Origin of the sequence: Psychrobacter sp. PP-21, from assembly GCF_033790785.1 — a bacterium.
Taxonomy (GTDB): Bacteria; Pseudomonadota; Gammaproteobacteria; order Pseudomonadales; family Moraxellaceae; genus Psychrobacter.
Window position 1 is genome coordinate 1 of the sequence record NZ_JAMYEB010000019.1, and the last position, 20,404, is coordinate 20,404.

Below are 20,404 nucleotides of genomic sequence, written 5' to 3' on the forward strand. Positions count from 1 at the left end.
TTTGCACAGCACGATTGGTTATGTGTCGCCTTTTGAGTTTGAAAAGCGGTATTATGACAGTTTAACCCTGTCAGGCATGGCTGCCTGACTCAAGTAAAACACTCTCCGATATACTCGGGGCGGTTCAAGTTTACGGTAGATGAGTTTTTAGAAAGATTTACTGATGATATTAAACAGAGTTATCCTAATCGTAAAGATGTAGGCGGAGGTGTTAAATCTTTACTAAAGGATATGGTTAAGGATGAAAAATTAGAGTTGCTTAGTGAAGGGGTATATCGCTTACTAAGTGAGGATCTGATCAATGATTTTGATGTCGAAACATATTCTGATATTGATACACGGGTAGTTTCTGATAGTTACTCTATTGGTGATATTACAGCTGACGGGTGTTTTTTACCTCAATCTAAGATTGAGATGGTACTTAAGCGTCTTCAAGCTAAGAAAAACATCATTCTTCAAGGTCCTCCCGGCACTGGTAAGACTTGGATTGCAAAAAGACTGGCCTTTGCACTAATCGGCCAACGTGACGACTGTAAGATAAGAGCCGTACAATTTCATCCAAACCTATCTTATGAAGATTTTATCCGCGGGTGGCGCCCATCAGGTGAAGGTAAGCTGACATTGGTGAATGGTCCTTTTATGGAAGTGATTAAAACTGCTATAGATGATCCTGAGTCAAAATATGTCATCGTCATCGAAGAGATTAACCGAGGCAATCCGGCTCAAGTATTTGGTGAGATGCTCACGTTACTTGAGGCTGATAAAAGATCGCCAGATGAAGCGTTAGAACTGTCTTATAGAAAGTCTGCTGGTGAACGTGTTTATATACCAAGTAATTTATATGTCATCGGCACAATGAATATTGCTGACCGCTCGCTTGCATTGGTTGATTTGGCTCTGCGTCGTCGTTTTGCTTTCATTGATCTGGAACCGACACTTGGTAAAGCCTGGCGTGATTGGGTAAGAGATAAGAATGGTATTGACTCAGAATTCTTAGATAACATTGAGCAGCGTATTAGTGCTTTGAATGATGAGATTACTAAAGATCCTAGTCTTGGCACTCAATTTCAAATAGGTCATAGTTATGTCACGCCAGCCGTTGGTATGAATATCACAAATGCTAAAGAGTGGTTCGTTGAAGTGGTAGAAACAGAGATAGGTCCTTTGCTGGATGAGTATTGGTTCGATGATCTTGAGAAATCTCGAAAAGCCCAAAAGCGATTGATTGAAGGCTTGCAAGTATATGCCAATTAAAGAAGACATAGCTATAGAGTCCTCTGATGACGTTAACTATATAGGCAAGATACCTATTCGTAATCTTTGGCTTCTTATGCTCTATGCATCCGATATCTATAGAGAGCTTGATGTTGCGAATATTGAAGTCGAAGAGAACCCTGATGATATTCCAGACTTAATCGCCGAAATGCTTTGTCGACGGGTCGAACATCGCATTCAGCGTAACCTAAGTTATAGCTATCAGTCTTGTGATGCTGTCCTCAGTCGTGTGCGTGGCAGAATAGACCTTCTAGGTACTGAAAGAGGCAGGTTGCTTGACCGAGGGAAGATCGCCTGCCGCTTTGATGAGTTAACCATTGATACGCCACGTAATAGGTATGTCCGATCGGCTCTTGAGGCTATCTCTAAAGTCGTTAAACGTAAAGATCTGGTTCATCAGTGTCGATCGCTAGATATACGCCTAAGACGAATGGGTGTCAGTCAAATACGCCCTAGTCGTAGTGAGGTATCAGTGGATAGATTTGGAAGGCATGACGTTGAAGACAAGCCTATGGTAACGGCTGCACATCTGGCATTTAATCTTGCGCTGCCAACAGAGTCTAAAGGTACAAAACAGCTATTTTCACCAGAAAGAGATAATCTTCCCTGGCTGCGCAAACTCTTTGAAAAAGGAGTAGCTGGGTTTTATAGTACGGTTCTGTTAAATCGATGTTATCGAATAAGCTCGGGGAAGGTACTTAAGTGGCAAATAAGTGATAAAAGCTCAGGTATAGATAAGATACTTCCTAGTATGAAGACGGACATCATCATTGATAATACAGATTTAGCGTATCGCATCGTTATCGATACCAAATTCAACTCTATAACAACAGATGGATGGTATCGAGATGAAACGTTAAGAAGCGGATATTTGTATCAGATGTATGCTTACTTGAGGTCTCAAGAGGACAGTAACGATCCTCTCAATAAGAATGCATGCGGTCTATTTATTCATCCTTCGATAGGTGAAGATATGAATGAATATATTGTTATTGATAATCATAAAATTCAGTTTTCTACTGTAAATCTGGCATCGTCTGCTATAGAGATTCGAAAGCAGTTGTTGAAAATCATTAAAAGCGCTGATAACTTCATTTGAGTAGTAAAATATGTTTACTAAAATAATTGATGATTTGAAGTATTTTTTCAAATAGAGTTATTGACATAAAGTTTAAAGTTCAAATAAATGATAGCGTAAAAATCAGATAAGAGTACAATTTTTTAAAATACATCACTAACTAATTAGGAAAGTATAATGTCAACTGAAAAACACACTGCTACAGAGCCATGGATGGAAGAATTATGGGAATGGGCAGATGAATGTTATGTAGATAAAGATACTATACCAGACTCTGCCAAAGAGTTGCTTAGTTTAACGCATCTTAATATTTGTAATAGGGGTCTTACTAAATTACCTGCAGCTATTAGTAAATTATATAATCTGAAGTCTTTGGATTTATCTTATAATAAGTTGAAGGCACTGCCTGAAGAGTTCAGTCAATTAAAGAATGTTATACATATTGATTGCAGTAACAATGAAATTGCTAGGTTGCCTAAAGTTATTAAAGACTTAGATCACTTAGAGTCTCTTGATCTTTCAGATAATAAAATAAAGAAATTAGCAAAAAATACTAAGTTTCCTATTAGTCTACAGTCGTTAAACCTCAGCTCTAATAAACTAAAAATGCTGCCTGAAAGTATTGGGGAACTAATAAATTTAGTAAATTTTGACATTAGTCATAATGACTTGAGTGAGTTAACAGAAGCTATTTGGTCAAACAGTATCATGCGGCTCACCAATCTAGAATCACTAGATCTTAGGTTTACTGGCCTTACCAGTTTGCCGTCAGACATAGAAAATCTTATAGGTCTAAAGTCATTAGATATCTCTAAAAATCAACTTATTAAACTGCCAGATAGCATAAGCCAACTACACAACTTAGAGTCGCTATCTAGTAGTTATGTTGGTGTAGGACCGCTGCCGGAAAACTTAACAACATTAAATATTCATAATTCAGAACTGTCTGAGATACCGCAGAATATTTTTCAGCTGACTAAGCTAAAGTCTCTTCGTATTAGTTGTTTTAGTGCTTATAACATGTTTGATGATATGTTTACTACGCTACCCACAGACTTAAGTCCCCTGAGTAATTTAGAATCGCTTGATTTGAGTTACAACGATATTGAACTATTACCAGAGAGTATAGGAGCACTTGTAAACCTTAGTTGTTTAAATCTCGGACATAATAGTTTGAATGCATTACCTGAAAGTATCGGTAGGCTAGAAAAATTAAAGGAACTTGATCTAAGCAACAATAATTTAAATACTCTACCTGAAAGTATCGGTAAATTAAAAGCACTAAAAGAGCTTAATATAAGCGACAATAACTTGAACATATTACCTGATAGCATAGCTAAGTTAAAGGCATTAGAGTTTTTAAGTCTTGATAATAATCGATTAGCCGATTTGTCTAACAGAGTCATTCAATTTTTGGAAAGTTTAGGACTTACTATAAATGATTGGCAGCTAAATATTGACGAGCCAGTCGTAAGCCAAGAGCCAAATTATGATATGTACTTAGATGAAGTTCCTGATAATGTTGCTATTGGCGAAGTAGAGTTATGTGCGGACAATATTGAAGCAATAGAGCAAGAAGTCGTTAATGTTCTTGATAGAATTATTCAAGATAATATGGCTAGTTTTGATGAATATTCAGGCTATAAAGTACGTCCAGGTTACGGGTATGATAAGTTCTACTTAGACTTTGTTGATGGATCTTACGACATGAGCTTACAGAGTCTTATACATTATATTATGTACGAGGATGGTCATTATCAAAAATTCTTGAGTAAGTCGCAATACGCTAGACTTATACATATTGTACATCAGTATCCAGAGTCCATTTTTGGTCTTGATGAGGATTTAGATAATAATTATGAGCAGATACAGTATGAGTTAATCGATAGAGTCTATGCTACGTCGATCAAATTTGTAGCTATCACTTTAATCAATAGTGGTTTTGATGTTAGAAGTACTTTTGCAGATTATTTAGAAGGCTGGGATGAGAATGAGTAATACAGATATCTTGATAGAAAAGGAATCATTGTACGTTACTGAACCTGCAATGCTAATACGGATTAATGAGCTGTTTCGAGATGATATGTCTGCTAGCGAGCTTTACGATGCTACTCGTGGTTGCTGGAAAGTTAGTCTCAATCGAGCTAATAATGTTGAATATGCTTTATCAGTATATAAGGGTATCGTACGTGAAGTATACCTGATAACTGCATGGCATGAGGCTGATCCAACAGCTCACGAAAAAAATAAGGGGCGCTTTCAATTTATCGGTCACATTGCTGAGGATGCCGTCAGAGATAAATATAAACATAAATCAGTCAAGCATTATTTTAAAAAGGGAAACTCAAACCCTGTGATGTACCTCAATTGCTAGTTTTATACACAACTTTATAAAGAACAATTCAAATAAGGCAAGCGCTATAATCAAACACAGTATAGCTTGTCTTATTTACGTTCTGACCCTTGCTGTCAAATCCGTACAGTTAAATTTGGGAGGTTTTATTTATGCAATTTAACTATAATAATTAAAACATACTTATTAGACCTCTTGCAAAAGTAGTTGTAAGACACAACGTATATTATTGAACGCTACTTACTTAATAGATATGCCAAACATAGATAAGCTACTCAAACAAAGTGACGCTGGTTTTAAACGCTACACAGGCATTCATAAAGCCACCTTTTATGACATGCTTGAGGCCATGCAAGAGCATGAAGCATCTAAGACCAAATCAGGCAGACCAAGTGTGCTCAGTCTTAAGGAGCAGATACTACTAGCCCTGACTTATTGGCGTGAATACCGCACGCTTTATCATATCAGTATGGACTTTGGTATTCATGAGTCTTCTGCTAGCCGTATCATTCGTAAAGTAGAAGACACACTGATTGACTCTGGCAAGTTTGAATTGCCTAAAAAGCTGCCTAGTCGTGTCGATGAGGACATCAATTGGTCAGTCGTCATTGTTGATGCCACCGAAACCCCAATTGAGCGTCCAAAAAAAACCAAAGCGACTACTACAGCGGTAAGAAAAAACAACACACCTTAAAAGCGCAGGTTATCGTCCATTGGCAAACCGGCTTAATACTTGATGTGCAAACCTGTAAAGGGTCAATCCACGATTTTAAGCTGTATAAAGATACTTGTCCTGACTGGTTACCTTGTGACGCCAAGCTATTAGCCGATAGTGGTTATCAGGGTATAGCAAAGTTACATGATCAAAGCTTCACTCCCTTTAAAAAACCTCGTGGTGGTCAGTTATTGGAGATATGCAAACAGGCCAATCACTATCTGGCAAAGTTCCGTATTGTGGTTGAGCACAAAATAGGCTTAATCAAGTTGTTTAAAATCGTGGCTCATAAATATCGCAACCGTCGTCAGCGCTATGATCTTAGAATGAAGCTGTTTGCTGGTATCATTAATTCCGAGCTTAACCTATGACTTTTGCAAGAGGTCTATTGTAGTGGCATATTAAAGTTGTACTGTGTTTAAAATATGTCTCATATAAAAAACCCAGACAGCTTGAGCTGTCTGGGTTTTTGGATGATTAGTGCTTATTTGTTTGCTTGATCTGTCCGCCATAAAGCATGCTCACATATTGCGCATAACCAATTATCTTTTGCGCGCATATAACGAATATCAGCAGGTACTTCAATCGGACAAGCATAACCGCAGTACTCACATACAACATCGTCCAAGTAAGCATAACACTGAGCGACTGTCTCAAAGAGTACTTGAGGACTTACCTCGTATTTGTCACAAAGCGTCTTCACATGTTTAATAAAGCCGCTCTGATTATCATATGCCCAGTAATCCTCACACATTTTGACATCGTATGGGCTCTGCGTCATATTAGGCTGAAGTTTTACACTCATAATACTCTCCTCAGTAGTTGCCATAATCAGAGTACGGTAGTAGCTCATAAAGCTCGCTCTGAAGCTGACAACGCATATCCTCAACTACATAACCAAAACTTGCATCCAAGCGCTTCTGCACCCACACACGCATCGCCATATCATTATTAAAGCACCGCTTTACCCCTAGGAAGCGTGCTAGGTTATGACCAGATGAAATATACAGCTCACGCATCAATGCATTGGCGATAAGATTTGCATCTGCACTAATTGCACCATCAGGTTTGAACTCACCAAACAGCTCTTCATAATTGATGATTTTCATTGCGACGTCTCCTTTTCAGTTTGTGCATTAGAGCTATTCGATGCACTGGTTAGCTTCTCCTTGCTCGCCAGTAGCAAGTTATCCATCGCCGAGCCATCTTGACGGGTGATATCAGGCACATAGCGGCTATACACTCGAAACAGCATCTCTGTACTACTGTGACCCATCTGTCTAGCAATCCACTCAGGGTTCTCACCAGCAGCAAGCCAAAGCGTCGCTGCTGTATGCCGAGTCTGATAAGCACGCCTGTGTTTCAAACCGAGTAGGGCAAGGGTGGGTTTCCATACCCGTCTATTCACATTACGATACTCCATCGGGTTGCCCTGTGAGTTACAAAATACGAACTCTGATTTACCGTAGGTGCGTGCTTTCTGCTCTAGTAGGGCATCGTAGACCAACTGTGATATCGCAATATCGCGTTGTGAGCCTAATGTCTTAGTCGGACCCATCTCACCATTAACTAATGCCTCTCTTATACTAATCTCACGGCGATCAAAATTAATGCAATCCCACTTCAGCCCATCTATTTCACTGGTACGCATTCCTGTAAAGAAGCGAATAGTGTAGTAGGGCTTATAGTCAGCTCGAACGTGCTTTAAAATCAGCCATACCTCAGCCAGCGTAAAGGGATTTACGTCCGGACGAGCTTGTTTAAGATTCTTAATATTTTTATAAGGCATCTCAAACTCATGGCGATCTGACGCTTCTTCTAGTATCATACGAAGAAGTATCATGATCTGGTTGATCCGTGCTACTGACAGACTTGACTGACCATCTTTACCGTAACGAACTTTGGCGAGGGAGCTACGGAAGGTCAGCAAGTCTGATTTTTTTATGGCGTGTACCGCTTTACCACCAAACTCAGGTAAGAGATACTTATTCAAAATAATCTTTATTTTTTGCCGATAGCTCGGTCGCCATTCAATCTTCCTCTCCTCATACCAAATATCGACAAACTGCCTAAAGGTTGGATTGCGACTGATACAAGCTTCGGCTCTATCAGCTAGTGCCGTCATCTCCTGTGCTCGTTCACTCTTTGGAAAATAAGCTGCATAGTCAAAGATGCCTAAAGTTATTTCTGCTTCCATTTTTTTCATGACTTGCGCTAATTTTTTACGATTAGCTGGGTTGTCTTCTAAACTGGTCTTTTCTCGACAGCGCTTACCTAAGTAGCGGAAGTCAACGACCAGCTTACCAAACCGTCCTCGCATAGTAGCCATAGTAAATCTCCTTATTTTTTTATTGAAGTGCCATACCGTTGATAGCGCTCATAACCGGCTTGCACATGTCTTCCTCGATACGCTCCCATACGTACAAAATCTTACGACCACCAAAAGGGCGTATGTAGTGAATGTTTTCAATCAAAACGGTATCTTTCATTTGATTGCGGATAGTACGTGCGTCGTACTTGATGCGTTCGGCTAACTCATCAGTTGTTAAATAAGTATTACTCATGGTGTTTACCTCTTTTCAGTTATTAAGTCATTGCATTAAGTGATAGAATAAAAATTATTTTATCAACCTGTAAAAATGCATCTTGAAGGAATCAGTTATAATTTACCCGCTTAAAGGTAATTAGTAACCGATTTGTGTAATATATTACCTTTTTACTGCAATGTAAAGCATTTTTACCCGAAAAGAGGTAATTTTTATGATTGTGTCTAAACTTCCTGTTATTTTGGCAGAGAAAAAATTGCGTGTAGCGGATGTTGTAAGAGCAACAGGTATGAGTAAATCAACACTTCATAAGCTATACAATGAAGAGTCATCAAGAATTGACTTCAATACCATCGACCAGTTATGTGAGTTTTTAGATGTGCAGGTGGGTGACTTATTTATTTATAAGCCAAATAATAAAGATGATGAAGAGTTTTGAGGACCTACAAAATTGAAAAAGATGCGCAGAGGAATAAGTGGTAGAGCCTTATATATGACGTTTCAAGGCCTAAAATTAAAGTTGGGGTTATTTTTAAAACTTAATTTTTCATGATTTGGTCACGTTTTGGTCACGCTATGAGCTCAATATACAAAAGCAGTAAAAAAGGAAAAGCGATGTTAAAAAAATATTTCTTAGCATCACTTTTTATAAATATAAGAATAATAAGTTGGGGTCAATTACGAAATCAGTGTTTATAGCGTGGGCACGAAATGGTCACGTTTTGGTCACGGTACTGATTTTTGAGCTTTTAATATATTAGATAAACTTAGCAATTAGACTGAATAGCTAATACTGAAAAACTCTGTAGTCCTTAAAAATTGGACAAAAAAAAGCCTCACTGTTAAGTGAGGCTTTTTAAGTATTTGGAGCGGGAAAAGAGATTCGAACTCTCGACCCCAACCTTGGCAAGGTTATGCTCTACCACTGAGCTATTCCCGCTAATTATCAATTAACTATCGTCAGTTGATGAAGGCGTATTATACGCAGTTTTTTTTAGGTGTCAACACCTATGACGAAAAAAATTAAACTTATTAAAATAGGCGTGTCCTCTGCCCATAAATGTATGTTATAACGGTTTATTATAATATGTATTCCAAAAGCTTTGCATATATAAATAAGCTGGAACGCATTTTATAATTTTACTTTAATTACATTCACAGTTATTGATACTTATAAAGATAAGTCATAGGGATAAAAAATGAGTCAACAGTATACCATCGCTGATTATTTGTTTGATCGTGTTGCAGAAGCAGGTGCTTCTGAGATATTCGGCGTACCGGGTGATTTTAACTTAACTTTTTTGGACAATGTACTTGCCTCTGATAAGCTACGCTGGGTAGGTAACACCAATGAGCTAAATGCAGGCTATGCGGCCGACGGCTATGCACGCGAGCGTGGGTTTGCCGCTATGGTAACGACTTTTGGGGTAGGGGAATTATCCGCTATTAATGCGACGGCAGGTTCTTTTGCCGAGTACGCGCCTGTATTACATATCGTAGGGGCACCAAGCACCGCTTTGCAAGATTCAAAGCGCCGTATTCATCATTCGCTGGGCGATGGCGTATTCAATCATTTTATTAAGATGGTCGAGCCTGTGACGGTAGCACGAGCGCAGATTACCCCTGAAAATGCCGCCTCAGAAATTGATAGAGTTATTCGCTTGATTCTCAAAAAGCATCGTCCAGGTTACCTACTGCTTTCACCAGACGTCGCGCGTCAGCCTATCTATCCACCAACGACCAAGCTGATCGATAGCCAAGAAGATATCACCAGTCAAGCGGCATTATCGGACTTTAAGCAAGCGCTAACAGAATTCTTGCCAAATAAGACCACCACACTAATGGCAGATCTGATGGTGCATCGTTTGGGCTTACAACCACAGCTCAAAGCGTTAATCGCTGACACCGATATTCCTTATACCACGCTGTCTTGGGGTAAGACCTTACTTGATGAAAACAGCGACCGTTGGGCTGGGACTTATGCAGGTGTTGCCTCACGTCCTATCGTCAAAGATGCGGTAGAAAACTGCGAATGTCTCATAAAAGTAGGGGTGCAATATACCGATACGACCACCGCAGGATTTAGCCAAGATATTGACGAGAGTATAGTAGTCGACTTGCATTATGAGCGTGCTTCTATCAGTGGAAAGAACTTTGCACCGATTGCCTTGCAAGATGCGTTACAGGCCTTGCATGAAGTCATGACCTCTGGCATCAATATCGTACCAAAACCATTCTGTGAGCCAGTTAAGCCGCATGAACAAAAAGGCGGGGATAATGAGGCGATTCGCCAAGATGACCTATGGCATATCATTGCTGACTGCTTAGATCGTAATAATCTAGTATTCTCTGAGCAAGGAACAGCATACTTTGGCATCAGTGATGTGCGTCTGCCAGAGGGCGTGACGTCATATGGGCAGCCGATGTGGGGGTCGATTGGCTATACGTTGCCAGCTAGCTTAGGTGCGGCTATTGCATCGCCGAGCAAACGTAGCGTGCTATTGATTGGTGATGGCTCAGCACTGCTTACGATTCAAGAGCTGGCGGTCATGATTCAAGAGCGTATCAATCCAGTCATCGTCCTAATCAATAACGATGGTTATACGGTGGAGCGCGCCATTCATGGCGAAAATCAATACTACAACGATATTCCTAAATGCGATTGGCAGATCATGCCAAAAGCGTTTGGGGCCACCGAAGCGAATAGTGTATTGCTCAAAGCAGAAACAGCAGGCGAGCTAAAAGCGGCTTTAAATAAAGCTGCCGCGACTACTGATAAGCTCGTAATGATAGAAGTCATCGCTGATAAGCATGATATCCCGCCATTGCTAGCCGATATTAGCGCAGCACTAAAACCAAAGAAGGATTAAGTAACTCGTAAAAGTTTACTGAATAAAAGTGAAAACCCCATTTAGCAACATGGCTAAATGGGGTTTTTCGCGTTTTTTTATCACCCTATTCAATTAATTAGCGATGCCTCTTATGTCAATTTGTAGACTCTAGTATCATGGCTGATTGGGCTATGTTTAGCCTTTATATTCAATAGGAGATAATCCCGTCGTGATTTGGTTAAAAATGCTTATTGGTGCGTTGATGGTACTGGCTATTCAATTATTTGCACAAACTCGGTTCTTTTATTTAGCGGCACTTGCGCCGTTGTTTCCTACCTTTACATTGATCAGTCACTTTATTGTTGGTACCGAGCGTAGTCCCGCAGATTTAAAGGTCGCGTTGATATTTAGTATGCTGGGGGTCATACCGCACCTGATTTACACCTTTGCCGTATTTTTTAGCATCAGTTATATCGGACTGTATAAAGCACTTCTATTAGGCGTCGTCGCTTGGCTGATTGCAGCGGCAATTTTGGTATTAGCATGGCAGTATATTCAGACGTAGAGTTTTATGATAGAGAGCACTCTGTGAGAATAGGGGTGCTCGATAAGATAGAAGAAGTGTAGATAGGCAAGCAAAAGATTTATGATCTGAGGCTGTCTGGCGTGATGTTTACTCACAGTGGAATAACGCAAATATTTTGGCAATCGATTACTATTATGCTGCATCACATACTAATATAACAACGATAAAAATAGGGCTTCAAAAATGGATACCTTAAATATCCTATACCTTGTAGGGTCAGTGCTAATCTTTGCCAGTATCATGGCGAGCACATTGTCGGCACGCTTAGGTGTGCCATTGCTACTACTGTTTTTGATAGTCGGTATGTTGGCAGGTGAGCAGGGGATCTTGGGTATTGAATTTTCTCAATATGGGATTGCCAACTTTGTGGGTCAAGCAGCGCTCGCCTGTATTCTATTAGACGGTGGTTTGCGTACGTCCTTTAAGTCATTTCGGGTCGGTCTAAAACCTGCAATAACCTTAGCGACTTGGGGCGTGCTGGTCACGGTTCTGGTGCTTGGCGTGTTTGTCACATGGCTACTCGATGTCGATTGGCGTTTTGGTCTATTGATGGCGGCGATTGTGGGCTCGACCGATGCGGCAGCGGTATTCTCTCTATTGCGTAATGGCGGCGTCAAGCTCAACGATCGTGTGCAAGCAACGCTTGAGCTAGAGTCTGGTGCCAATGATCCCTTGGCAATATTATTAGTGACAGGACTCATTGCTCTAAACGTCGACCCTGCTGGTCAAACCGTCTTTGGTTTTTTAGTTTTACTGTTGGAGCAGCTGGGCTTTGGGTTAGTTATGGGCTTACTCTTTGGTTATTTGCTATCTCGGCTGTTGCCCAAGATACATCTGGCAGAGGGCATGTACGCCATTTTGATACTGTCGGCAGGCTTAGCCGTATTTGCTGCAACCAATTTGGTTGGCGGTAGTGGGTTTTTGGCGGTGTATCTGACAGGGGTGCTGATAGGTAATCATAAAGTACGATCAACCGAGCATGTCATGCGCGTAATGGACAGCTTTGCTTGGCTGTCGCAAGCAGTATTGTTTGTGGTATTGGGTCTACTGGTCACCCCATCAAATGTCCTTAATGTCTGGTATTATTCGGTGGCGATAGCGTTCTTTATGATCTTTGTGGCCCGTCCTATCGCGGTCTATACGAGTGTGAAGCCATTCAAGTTTAAAGACCGCGAGATTGGATTTATCTCTTGGGTCGGACTGCGCGGTGCGGTACCTATTACCCTTGCTATTTTGCCTGTTATGGCGGGTATAGATAATGCCTTTATGCTGTTTGATATTGCGTTTGGGGTTGTGGTGTTGTCGCTCATATTACAAGGCACGACCATTCCTACTATGGCAAATTTATTTAAGGTGCGTATTCCGACCAATAAAGATCCAAAAGAGGAACACGAGGTCTGGGTATCAGATAAGGCGAGTATTACTTTATACGAGTTTGAAGCGCAATCAGGCGCATTTGCCATTGGTCGTCATCCTATGGGAATATCTAGAAGCATCAACCCCGATGAGATCAGCATCTTTGCTCTGGTACGGAGACAGCAAATTGTTGTGGTAGACGAAAACACAAAGCTAAAATTTGGCGATAGCGTCTGGTATGCCATGAGAGGCAATCATGCGAGTAAAATCGCCAAAATTTTCAATGATACGACTCTAGATCGTAAGGCGATTGATGATTTTTATGGCGATTGGCTACTATCTCCCAGCGTTAAGCTCGGTGATTTACCATTTTTTGCAGAAGTTATGGCGTCCGATACCCTAGTAAAAAAGCTGAAAAAGACAGATGCCAATAGCCAAGATGACATGTGGGAGCAGACGGTCGCCGAGTATGTGACATCACACTTAGGTACCGCACCAGTATCAGGCGATACCATTGTGGTAAATGACGAGTGGTCGTTGATCATAAAAGAAGTGGGTGACAAAGGTAAGCTAAGAAGTATCGGTCTAAAGCACCAACAACCGTCTACTACAGAGATGTGATAGTCATCCTATTTTTATAGCAAGTTCATCATCTTGTTTAAGAAGTCAGCTGCTTGCTTGGGCTGGTTTTCCCGGTACGCCCAGTGATGCTCGACGTCGTAGCTTGCTTCATTGAGTAGGAGTATTTTCATCAGTCCCATACCTTCGTAACGCCTCGCCAGATCACGCGGTAAGTAGCCAACATGATGGCCTGCAAGAATAAGCTGCGCGGTCGCCTCCATATGGTAAGTGGTGGCGCTCAAGGTTTTAGGTCGGATGTGATTAATATGATGTTCAACCACATAGCCTCTTTTTATCCATGGATAATTTTGCTCTAAATCCTCAAGCGTCAAATCATCTGAGTTATAAAAAAGCCTATGCTCGCGTCCGCAGCAGACCACTTGTTTTTCAACAAATGCTGGCTGAAATGTCAGTAACGGTGGAAAGCTGCCAAAATAACCCACACCGATATCGCTCTCGTTACTTACGAGCTTTTCTAACATGCTCTCAGGACTTTGTACGTCGATAGAAAAGTGAATCAGTGGGTTATCACGGTAGCTGCTGGCAAGACGCTGTCTAAGCGCGTCATAAAAAAACTTGGGCATCTGATCAATCAAGCACAGCCTGATATGGCCTCCGTGTACTGAGTCTAATTGCTTAATGTAATGCAGCTGATGCTGAAAGCTTGCGACTGATTCGGTAAAACCCAAACATGCCTCATAGACCGCCGCACCGTCCTCCGTCAGCTTAAACCCTGCTCGACCACGGTGACATAATGTCATGCCCAAACGATCTTCTAAATGAGTTAAATGACCACTGATCACCGAGGTTGTAACACTCAAACGTGACTGAGCGGCAGTGACGCCTTGGCACTCCACGATAGCCATAAAGCTACGTAGTGTTTTGATGTCTATTTTTATCAGCTCATCTAATATCAAAATCGATTCCTTTTTTCAATGACGTACTGTCTTAACATTGTCCTGCCTCGACGATGTATCTTTTTAGCCACTAGTATTTGATCAGTATTACTGCTTCTACACTTCTGGTAATAACCGATAAAGACACTTTACTACGAAAAACCAAAAGTTTACTTCTAAATTTTACCATGGTTCCTTCTTTTATATTTATGTATTGTCAATCGTATGTAGCAAATTGTGTATATAAACAAAACGGACAAGGAAGTAACTTATGACATTCAATCAACCATTAAGCGGCAACGAAATGCCAAGATTTGGCGGCTTTGCTTCTATGATGCGTCTGCCAACTCAGGCTGATGCTGAAGGCTTAGATGTGGCATTCGTTGGTGTGCCTTTAGACATTGGCGCCTCAAACCGTAGCGGTGCCAGATTGGGTCCTAGACAGATTCGTGATGAGTCAAGAATGATTCGTCCTTACAATGTGGCCACGCGTGCGGCTCCCTTTGAGTCATTGCAAGTGGCTGATATCGGCGATGTACCCATCAATACGTTCAATCTGCTAAAAAGCGTCGATATCATCGAAAAATTCTATACAGAAAAAGTCGTTAAGCATGGCGCAATTCCGCTCACACTGGGCGGCGATCATACCATCGCACTGCCTATCCTGCGGGCGCTTGCCAAAAAACATGGCCCTGTCGGTATGGTGCATATCGATGCTCACGCTGATATCAACGACGATATGTTTGGCGAAAAAATTGCTCATGGCACACCGTTCCGCCGCGCTGTCGAAGAAAACCTCATCGATGGTAATCGCGTGGTGCAGATTGGCTTACGTGGTACAGGCTATAGCGCTGAAGAGTTTGATTGGTCAACTCAGCAAGGGTTTCGCGTCGTACCTGCTGAGGAATGCTGGTATAAATCATTGGCGCCGCTCATGGCAGAAGTACGCGAAAAGCTCGGCGATGGCCCTGTCTATTTAAGTTTTGATATTGATGGGATTGACCCTGCATTTGCGCCTGGTACGGGTACCGCTGAGATTGGTGGTTTGACCTCCACGCAAGGTATCGAAATCATTCGCGGGATGCGTGGTCTTGATGTGGTCGGTGGTGATCTGGTCGAAGTATCACCGCCATATGATCCATTTGGCAACACCTCTGTACTGGCTGCGAACCTATTGTTTGAGATGCTGTGTATCTTACCGGGCGTACGCTACGACGATAAGGTAAAAGCCGTCTACTAAGAGCAGCCGCTTATTAGCTAGAGTTGGCACATAGGATAGCTATCCGAATAAGGTGTGTGAGTAGATAAGGACATGGTTATCAGCGTTTTTAAGCCGCTGGTATGAATGCAATTTGGTTAAGGAAGACCCCAATGAGTAAATCCGCTTCGTTTTTTGGTCAAGACACACTCTCTCCAAATGAGGCTGGGCATAGTCTAGGTTCGATTGGTACGTTTGCATTATGGTTCGGTGCCAATATCGTGGTGACGACTATTTTAACGGGCATGTTACTCGTACCTGATTTACGGTTTACTACGGCTATCACCACCGTGCTTATTGGCTCATTAATCGGAGCAATACCGCTGCTATTGGTTGGTCTAATGGGGCAGCGCACAGGTTTGCCTTCGATGGCGTTGACGCGCCGCGCTTATGGCCCCGTTGGTAGTCAGCTCATCTCGTTAGTGAATATGGGAGTACTGATTGCATGGAGTTGTATTCAGGCGCTGCTGGCTGGCATGAGTCTTGATTACGCAATCGAAGCTACCACGGGTTATAGCAATCTGCCGCTGTTTGTTATTTTATGCGAGACAGTGGTAGTGCTTATCGTGTTGCGTGGTCACCTCGGTATTGAGCTTGTCGAACGTTGGGCCGCATTGGCCATGGCTGCGCTTACCGTTATAGTGCTCTATCAGCTAAACCAACATTACGATGTCTCAAGACTGTTTGAGATGCCAGTTGAGTCGCGTAATGGTATTACTTTAGGTATTGCCTTTGATATCGTCATTGCTACTGCCTTTTCGTGGATGTCTTCGGCCGCCGATTACAATCGCAATTGCAAATCCCCAAAAGTTGCCATATGGGGCACTTATTTTGGCTACATTGTGGCAGCCATCGTTGCCATGGGTTTGGGCGCGACCATCTCAGGTCTCTCTATCATGTATGGCATGGAGCAGACTTATGATCCGACGCGTTTGCTTGCTGACTTTGGTTTTGGTCTGCCAGCTGCCTTGGTTATTTTCTTCTCGGTCATGACCACCAATGTCATGGCAGTCTATAGCGCAACGCTATCTTGCATGAACATTAAACCCAATATGAGTTTTTGGAAACCTGCTCTTATCATTGGTCTGGTCACTATTTTTGGCGCGCTGATTCCAGGTATTTTGGATCAGTTTCAAAACTTCCTATTGATCGTAGGCGCGCTATTTATTCCCGCATTCTCAGTCATGATTGTCGATTATTACCTTGTTAGTAAAGAAGGCTATACGGCAAAGTTACTTGACGCCACGCATCAATTGGGACGTCCTACTGCAAAGATTGCGATTGCAGCTTACGTGGTTGGTGCGGCTTTAGCAGCTTACTGGACTCTGATTGCGCCGCCGTCATTTGGTGCATCGTTACCTGTCTTTATCATTACAGGTGGTCTCTACTGGTTAGGAGCGACGGTGTTTACTCGCCCGAGTGATGCTGTCACTCCAGCTCAAGAGGAGCCATCGCTATGAAACTGATGATCGCCCAAACCAACCCTTTATTGGCTGAACCAACAAACAATCTAACGGCGTTAGAATCGCTTTGCCGCCTCGCAGCAGAAGCAAAAGTAGATCTGCTCGCACTGCCGGAATTGGCTTTCACAGGCTACAACATCTTTGAGCGCCTTGATGATTTAGCAGAAGCGATCGACGGCCCCATCGTCACTGAGGTGGCGAGACTTGCTAGTCAGTACAATTTACATGTGTTATTTGGTCTCGCTGAGCGCCGACCTAATGGTGAGCTGAGTAATGTTGCCATATTAATAGATGATAACGGGCAGCGCCTCGCCACTTATGACAAACGCTACCTTTGGGATCGCGAACATCAGTTTTTTACAGCAGGTAAAAAGTTCTGCGTAGTTGATACTCGTTTTGGCAAACTGGGATTGATGATTTGTTATGACAACGAATTCCCAGAAGTAGCAAGAGAGCTAGCGCAAGCAGGGGCACAAATCATTTTATCACCGACAGCAAACATGCTGCCCAATGCAGAGCGTCAGGTGCTCCAAATACGCGCTCGCGCCATGGACAACCAGTGCTTTGTCGCTTGTATCAATCGCTCAGGCATAGAAGAAAACCTTCATTATTGTGGCAATAGCATCGTCGCTGGACCCGATGGTGAGGTGCTCGGCAGACTTGGCCTAACGGCTGGCACGATGATCGTTGATATCGATCTCGCCCGTATTGATGAAAGCCGTACGCACCAAAACTATCTCAGTGACTTAAATCTCAGCCGCTTGGATATTTCTAATGGAGCTGACTTATGAGCGAACAATCACTAGCGCGTATCAAACCAGAGAACTGGTATCGCACCACCGCGCATAGCGATGGTGTCACGCTCATCGATGAGCCGTGGATTAAGCCGTTTTTTCGCTGCAATCTGTGGCACGTGCGCGGCAGCCAGCGCGATTTGTTAGTCGATTTTGGATTAGGGGCAGTACCGCTGCGTCGTCATGTGGCTTTACTTGCTGATCGCGATATCGTGGGCGTTGCCAGTCATACGCATTTTGATCACATCGGCGCTGCGAGCGAGTTTGACTGCTGTCACGTGCATTCTGCTGAAGCGCATATACTCGCTGAACCAGACAACGCTCGTACATTGGCGGATATGTTCGTCAATGACGAGATGTTTGACGCGCTACCGCCTGAGCCTTATGCCCATTGTGGTTATAAAATCATTGCACCTGCCAAAATTATGCAACTAGAAGATGGTGACATGATTGACTTAGGTAATCGTCAATTTGAGGTGATTCATACACCCGGTCACTCACCAGGCGGTATCGCCTTATGGGAAGCGGCCAGCGAAACGCTCATTTCTGGCGATCTTATCTATGACGGTCCATTGATCGAAGATACATGGCATAGCGACATGACTGACTATGCCAAGAGTATGCGCCGTCTCAATGCGCTGCCTGTGCGTGTCGTTCATGGCGGTCATTTCCCCAGTTTTTCAGGCAAGCGTCTGCATGTGATGATTGATGACTGGTTACGCCATCATGATTTGTGATTGATCGCATTTAATTATGACTCTAAATAAGTAGCTACTAAAAAAATAACGACGCTAAATAAAAAGCTACTTCAAATAAAACATCTAACCCAAAACTTATTAAATTTTTAGGATGACTGACTCATGACCCAATTGACACAAACGCCTCCTGTATCACCCAAAATCCCGTCTCTTACTTGCGGTGAGTTGCTCGTCCAGTGGCTAGAATATTATGGGGTAGAGACGGTGTTTGGCATACCGGGCGTGCATACGGTAGAGCTATATCGCGGCCTGCCCAATACCAATATTCGCCATGTGACCCCGCGTCACGAGCAAGGCGCTGGGTTCATGGCAGATGGTTATTACCGTGCCTCAGGCAAGATTGGTGTGTGTTTTATCATCACAGGCCCTGGCATGACCAATATCATGACAGCGATGGCGCAAGCATTGGCTGACTCTATACCGATGCTGGTTATCTCTAGCGTCAATAAGGTAAAAGACACGGGAAGCGGGGAGGGGCATTTGCATGAGTTGCATGATCAGCAAGGCATGGTCAGTAAGGTAGCACTCACGAGCAAAACCATCTGGCAGCCTGAGACATTGCCCAAAGTTATCGCCGAAGCGTTTGCATTATTTAATGGCGCACGTCCAGGGCCAGTCCATATTCAGTTGCCTATTGATGTTATTACCGCTGATGCCAGCCATGTTGCCAAACCGCCTAGTCTAAAGGGTGTAGCTGATAGCCAAGCTGACAAGAACAGCTTGACCCTACCACAAGTGATGAGACCACTGCCAAACCCTGCGCAATTGGATCTGATTATCGAATCATTAAAAACCGCAAAGAACCCAGTATTGCTTTATGGCGGTGGCTGTGTCGATGTCGATCACGATGCGCAAAGACTGGCAGAGCTGATCGATGTGCCTACGTTTTTGACCATCAATGCTAAAGGGTTACTGCCACCTAGCCATCCGTTAAGTCTAGGCAGTAACCAGTCATTAGACGCGGGTCGAGCGGTGATTACAGAGGCAGATTGGGTACTCGCCATTGGTACAGAGCTTGGTGAAACCGATTACGATGTATTCTTTAATGGTGAGTTCAAAATCAATGGAACATTAGTGCGTATCGACTGCGATGCTGAGCAATTGCAGCGTCCGTTTATAGCGGATATTGCGGTATTGTCTGACGCACAGATGGCTATCAGTGGTCTATGCAATCGTTTAGAAACTCAGATATCAAATGGGCAAGTATTTGACCATCAGGCATTGTCACGAGTGAATGCTGCAAAACAAGCGCTCATAGAAGAGACAACCCCAGACTTTGCTGGTCAAAACGCCTTGCTAAAACTGATTCGAGATGAGGTGGAAGGCGTGATTTTTGTGGGCGACTCAACCCAGCCTGTCTATAGCGGCAACCTTGGCTTTGAAGCATTGGCACCGCGCAAATGGTTTAACTCCTCAACGGGTTTTGGCACGCTAGGTTATGGTTTGCCCGCTGCGATCGGGGCTATGGTTGGTTCAAACCTACCAGTTGTCAGCTTAATCGGTGATGGCGGTATTCAATTTACCATTGCAGAGCTTATTTGTGCCGCTGAGCTTGAGCTGCCATTGATTATACTGCTATGGAACAACCAAGGTTATGGTGAGATTCGCCGGTATATGGAAGAGGGCGGTTTACCACTGATCGGTGTCAATATTAAAACGCCAAACTTTGAGCCACTAGCCGCAGGGTTTGGCGCTGGTTATCGCAGAATTACCGATAAGCAGCAGCTGCTAGAGTCGTTGCAATCAGATATCAAAGGCAAGCAGCCAATCATCTATGAGATTGATGAAGCGGATGAGTTTTTAAAAGAAATGGGGAAAACTGTCACTTATTTTAGCTAACGCTATCAATATTAGCGCTACCAATCACAGAACTG

General features: G+C 42.8%; 19 protein-coding genes, 1 tRNA gene and 1 pseudogene. 15 read left to right on the top strand and 6 right to left on the bottom strand.

Annotation, left to right across the window (positions count from 1 at the left end; all coding sequences use genetic code 11):
• The first annotated feature begins 231 nt into the window (after positions 1 to 231).
• The 6 genes and pseudogenes from NJD71_RS11835 to NJD71_RS11860 form a co-directional block, all read left to right on the top strand.
• Positions 232 to 1,254 (top strand): AAA family ATPase, encoded by a 1,023-nt coding sequence (locus NJD71_RS11835; protein WP_319052143.1) that lies wholly within the window; start codon positions 232 to 234, stop codon positions 1,252 to 1,254.
• Positions 1,244 to 2,374 carry a 5-methylcytosine-specific restriction endonuclease system specificity protein McrC gene (mcrC, locus tag NJD71_RS11840; RefSeq protein ID WP_319052144.1) on the top strand — a complete coding sequence of 377 codons (1,131 nt, stop codon included), beginning with the start codon at positions 1,244 to 1,246 and terminating at the stop codon, positions 2,372 to 2,374. The genes NJD71_RS11835 and mcrC overlap by 11 nt, the downstream gene beginning before the upstream one ends.
• A gap of 156 nt (positions 2,375 to 2,530) precedes the next feature.
• Entirely contained in the window at positions 2,531 to 4,351 is a 1,821-nt protein-coding gene (locus NJD71_RS11845) for a leucine-rich repeat domain-containing protein (protein ID WP_319052145.1), read from the top strand.
• Positions 4,344 to 4,727, top strand: a complete 384-nt coding sequence (locus NJD71_RS11850) for a hypothetical protein (RefSeq protein WP_319052146.1) — start codon at positions 4,344 to 4,346, stop codon at positions 4,725 to 4,727. Before NJD71_RS11845 ends, NJD71_RS11850 begins: the two co-directional genes overlap by 8 nt.
• 232 nt (positions 4,728 to 4,959) lie before the next feature.
• A complete protein-coding gene (locus NJD71_RS11855) occupies positions 4,960 to 5,400 on the top strand; it encodes a transposase family protein (RefSeq protein ID WP_319052147.1) in 441 nt (146 codons plus the stop codon).
• Between the two features lie 8 nt (positions 5,401 to 5,408).
• A pseudogene (locus NJD71_RS11860) lies at positions 5,409 to 5,792 on the top strand (transposase family protein); the annotation flags it as partial.
• Positions 5,793 to 5,905: 113 nt separating this feature from the next.
• Here NJD71_RS11860 and NJD71_RS11865 read toward each other — a convergent pair.
• The 4 genes from NJD71_RS11865 to NJD71_RS11880 are packed head-to-tail and all read right to left on the bottom strand — an operon-like array spanning position 5,906 to position 7,985.
• Complete coding sequence (locus NJD71_RS11865) at positions 5,906 to 6,226, bottom strand: hypothetical protein (RefSeq protein ID WP_319052148.1); 321 nt, start codon at positions 6,224 to 6,226, stop codon at positions 5,906 to 5,908.
• 10 nt (positions 6,227 to 6,236) lie between these two features.
• Entirely contained in the window at positions 6,237 to 6,530 is a 294-nt protein-coding gene (locus tag NJD71_RS11870; RefSeq protein ID WP_319052149.1) for a hypothetical protein, read from the bottom strand.
• Positions 6,527 to 7,750: an Arm DNA-binding domain-containing protein gene (locus tag NJD71_RS11875; protein WP_319052150.1), complete on the bottom strand. Its 1,224-nt coding sequence runs from the start codon at positions 7,748 to 7,750 to the stop codon at positions 6,527 to 6,529. The genes NJD71_RS11870 and NJD71_RS11875 overlap by 4 nt, the downstream gene beginning before the upstream one ends.
• Positions 7,751 to 7,769: 19 nt before the next feature.
• Positions 7,770 to 7,985 (bottom strand): hypothetical protein, encoded by a 216-nt coding sequence (locus NJD71_RS11880; protein WP_011513303.1) that lies wholly within the window; start codon positions 7,983 to 7,985, stop codon positions 7,770 to 7,772.
• A 196-nt stretch (positions 7,986 to 8,181) separates the two neighbouring features.
• Between NJD71_RS11880 and NJD71_RS11885 the strand changes: the two genes are divergently transcribed.
• On the top strand, positions 8,182 to 8,406 hold the full coding sequence (locus NJD71_RS11885; protein ID WP_319052151.1) for a helix-turn-helix domain-containing protein: 225 nt from the start codon (positions 8,182 to 8,184) through the stop codon (positions 8,404 to 8,406).
• Between the two features lie 426 nt (positions 8,407 to 8,832).
• On the opposite strand, the gene NJD71_RS11890 is transcribed toward NJD71_RS11885, so the two are convergent.
• Positions 8,833 to 8,907 (bottom strand) — tRNA-Gly (locus tag NJD71_RS11890).
• Between the two features lie 259 nt (positions 8,908 to 9,166).
• Between NJD71_RS11890 and NJD71_RS11895 the strand changes: the two genes are divergently transcribed.
• The 3 genes from NJD71_RS11895 to NJD71_RS11905 all read left to right on the top strand — a co-directional run bounded on the left by NJD71_RS11895 (position 9,167) and on the right by NJD71_RS11905 (position 13,361).
• Complete coding sequence (locus tag NJD71_RS11895) at positions 9,167 to 10,837, top strand: alpha-keto acid decarboxylase family protein (RefSeq protein ID WP_319052152.1); 1,671 nt, start codon at positions 9,167 to 9,169, stop codon at positions 10,835 to 10,837.
• Positions 10,838 to 11,027: 190 nt separating this feature from the next.
• The gene (locus tag NJD71_RS11900) at positions 11,028 to 11,363 is read left to right on the top strand and encodes a GlpM family protein (RefSeq protein ID WP_319052153.1); all 336 of its coding nucleotides are present in this window, start codon (positions 11,028 to 11,030) and stop codon (positions 11,361 to 11,363) included.
• Between the two features lie 204 nt (positions 11,364 to 11,567).
• Entirely contained in the window at positions 11,568 to 13,361 is a 1,794-nt protein-coding gene (locus tag NJD71_RS11905; RefSeq protein ID WP_319052154.1) for a potassium/proton antiporter, read from the top strand.
• Between the two features lie 14 nt (positions 13,362 to 13,375).
• On the opposite strand, the gene NJD71_RS11910 is transcribed toward NJD71_RS11905, so the two are convergent.
• On the bottom strand, positions 13,376 to 14,278 hold the full coding sequence (locus NJD71_RS11910; protein ID WP_319052155.1) for a LysR family transcriptional regulator: 903 nt from the start codon (positions 14,276 to 14,278) through the stop codon (positions 13,376 to 13,378).
• Positions 14,279 to 14,528: 250 nt separating this feature from the next.
• On the opposite strand from NJD71_RS11910, the gene speB reads away from it, so the two are divergent.
• From speB to NJD71_RS11935, 5 genes are all read left to right on the top strand, one after another.
• On the top strand, positions 14,529 to 15,497 hold the full coding sequence (speB, locus tag NJD71_RS11915) for an agmatinase (protein WP_319052156.1): 969 nt from the start codon (positions 14,529 to 14,531) through the stop codon (positions 15,495 to 15,497).
• Positions 15,498 to 15,628: 131 nt separating this feature from the next.
• Positions 15,629 to 16,975, top strand: a complete 1,347-nt coding sequence (locus NJD71_RS11920) for a purine-cytosine permease family protein (protein WP_319052157.1) — start codon at positions 15,629 to 15,631, stop codon at positions 16,973 to 16,975.
• Positions 16,972 to 17,769, top strand: coding sequence for a carbon-nitrogen hydrolase family protein (locus NJD71_RS11925; protein ID WP_319052158.1), 798 nt, complete (start codon positions 16,972 to 16,974; stop codon positions 17,767 to 17,769). Before NJD71_RS11920 ends, NJD71_RS11925 begins: the two co-directional genes overlap by 4 nt.
• Positions 17,766 to 18,509: an MBL fold metallo-hydrolase gene (locus tag NJD71_RS11930; protein WP_319052159.1), complete on the top strand. Its 744-nt coding sequence runs from the start codon at positions 17,766 to 17,768 to the stop codon at positions 18,507 to 18,509. The genes NJD71_RS11925 and NJD71_RS11930 overlap by 4 nt, the downstream gene beginning before the upstream one ends.
• A 123-nt stretch (positions 18,510 to 18,632) precedes the next feature.
• A complete protein-coding gene (locus NJD71_RS11935) occupies positions 18,633 to 20,369 on the top strand; it encodes a 5-guanidino-2-oxopentanoate decarboxylase (RefSeq protein ID WP_319052160.1) in 1,737 nt (578 codons plus the stop codon).
• Positions 20,370 to 20,404: the final 35 nt, after the last annotated feature.

Coding starts and splice junctions, on each gene's coding strand:
- NJD71_RS11885 (WP_319052151.1), top strand. CDS start 8,182: ATGATTGTGTCTAAACTTCCTGTTATTTTGGCAGAGAAAAAATTGCGT.
- NJD71_RS11850 (WP_319052146.1), top strand. CDS start 4,344: ATGAGTAATACAGATATCTTGATAGAAAAGGAATCATTGTACGTTACT.
- NJD71_RS11835 (WP_319052143.1), top strand. CDS start 232: ATGGTTAAGGATGAAAAATTAGAGTTGCTTAGTGAAGGGGTATATCGC.
- NJD71_RS11895 (WP_319052152.1), top strand. CDS start 9,167: ATGAGTCAACAGTATACCATCGCTGATTATTTGTTTGATCGTGTTGCA.
- speB (WP_319052156.1), top strand. CDS start 14,529: ATGACATTCAATCAACCATTAAGCGGCAACGAAATGCCAAGATTTGGC.
- NJD71_RS11935 (WP_319052160.1), top strand. CDS start 18,633: ATGACCCAATTGACACAAACGCCTCCTGTATCACCCAAAATCCCGTCT.
- NJD71_RS11880 (WP_011513303.1), bottom strand. CDS start 7,985: ATGAGTAATACTTATTTAACAACTGATGAGTTAGCCGAACGCATCAAG.
- NJD71_RS11855 (WP_319052147.1), top strand. CDS start 4,960: ATGCCAAACATAGATAAGCTACTCAAACAAAGTGACGCTGGTTTTAAA.
- NJD71_RS11865 (WP_319052148.1), bottom strand. CDS start 6,226: ATGAGTGTAAAACTTCAGCCTAATATGACGCAGAGCCCATACGATGTC.
- NJD71_RS11920 (WP_319052157.1), top strand. CDS start 15,629: ATGAGTAAATCCGCTTCGTTTTTTGGTCAAGACACACTCTCTCCAAAT.
- NJD71_RS11845 (WP_319052145.1), top strand. CDS start 2,531: ATGTCAACTGAAAAACACACTGCTACAGAGCCATGGATGGAAGAATTA.
- mcrC (WP_319052144.1), top strand. CDS start 1,244: ATGCCAATTAAAGAAGACATAGCTATAGAGTCCTCTGATGACGTTAAC.
- NJD71_RS11930 (WP_319052159.1), top strand. CDS start 17,766: ATGAGCGAACAATCACTAGCGCGTATCAAACCAGAGAACTGGTATCGC.
- NJD71_RS11905 (WP_319052154.1), top strand. CDS start 11,568: ATGGATACCTTAAATATCCTATACCTTGTAGGGTCAGTGCTAATCTTT.
- NJD71_RS11925 (WP_319052158.1), top strand. CDS start 16,972: ATGAAACTGATGATCGCCCAAACCAACCCTTTATTGGCTGAACCAACA.
- NJD71_RS11870 (WP_319052149.1), bottom strand. CDS start 6,530: ATGAAAATCATCAATTATGAAGAGCTGTTTGGTGAGTTCAAACCTGAT.
- NJD71_RS11875 (WP_319052150.1), bottom strand. CDS start 7,750: ATGGCTACTATGCGAGGACGGTTTGGTAAGCTGGTCGTTGACTTCCGC.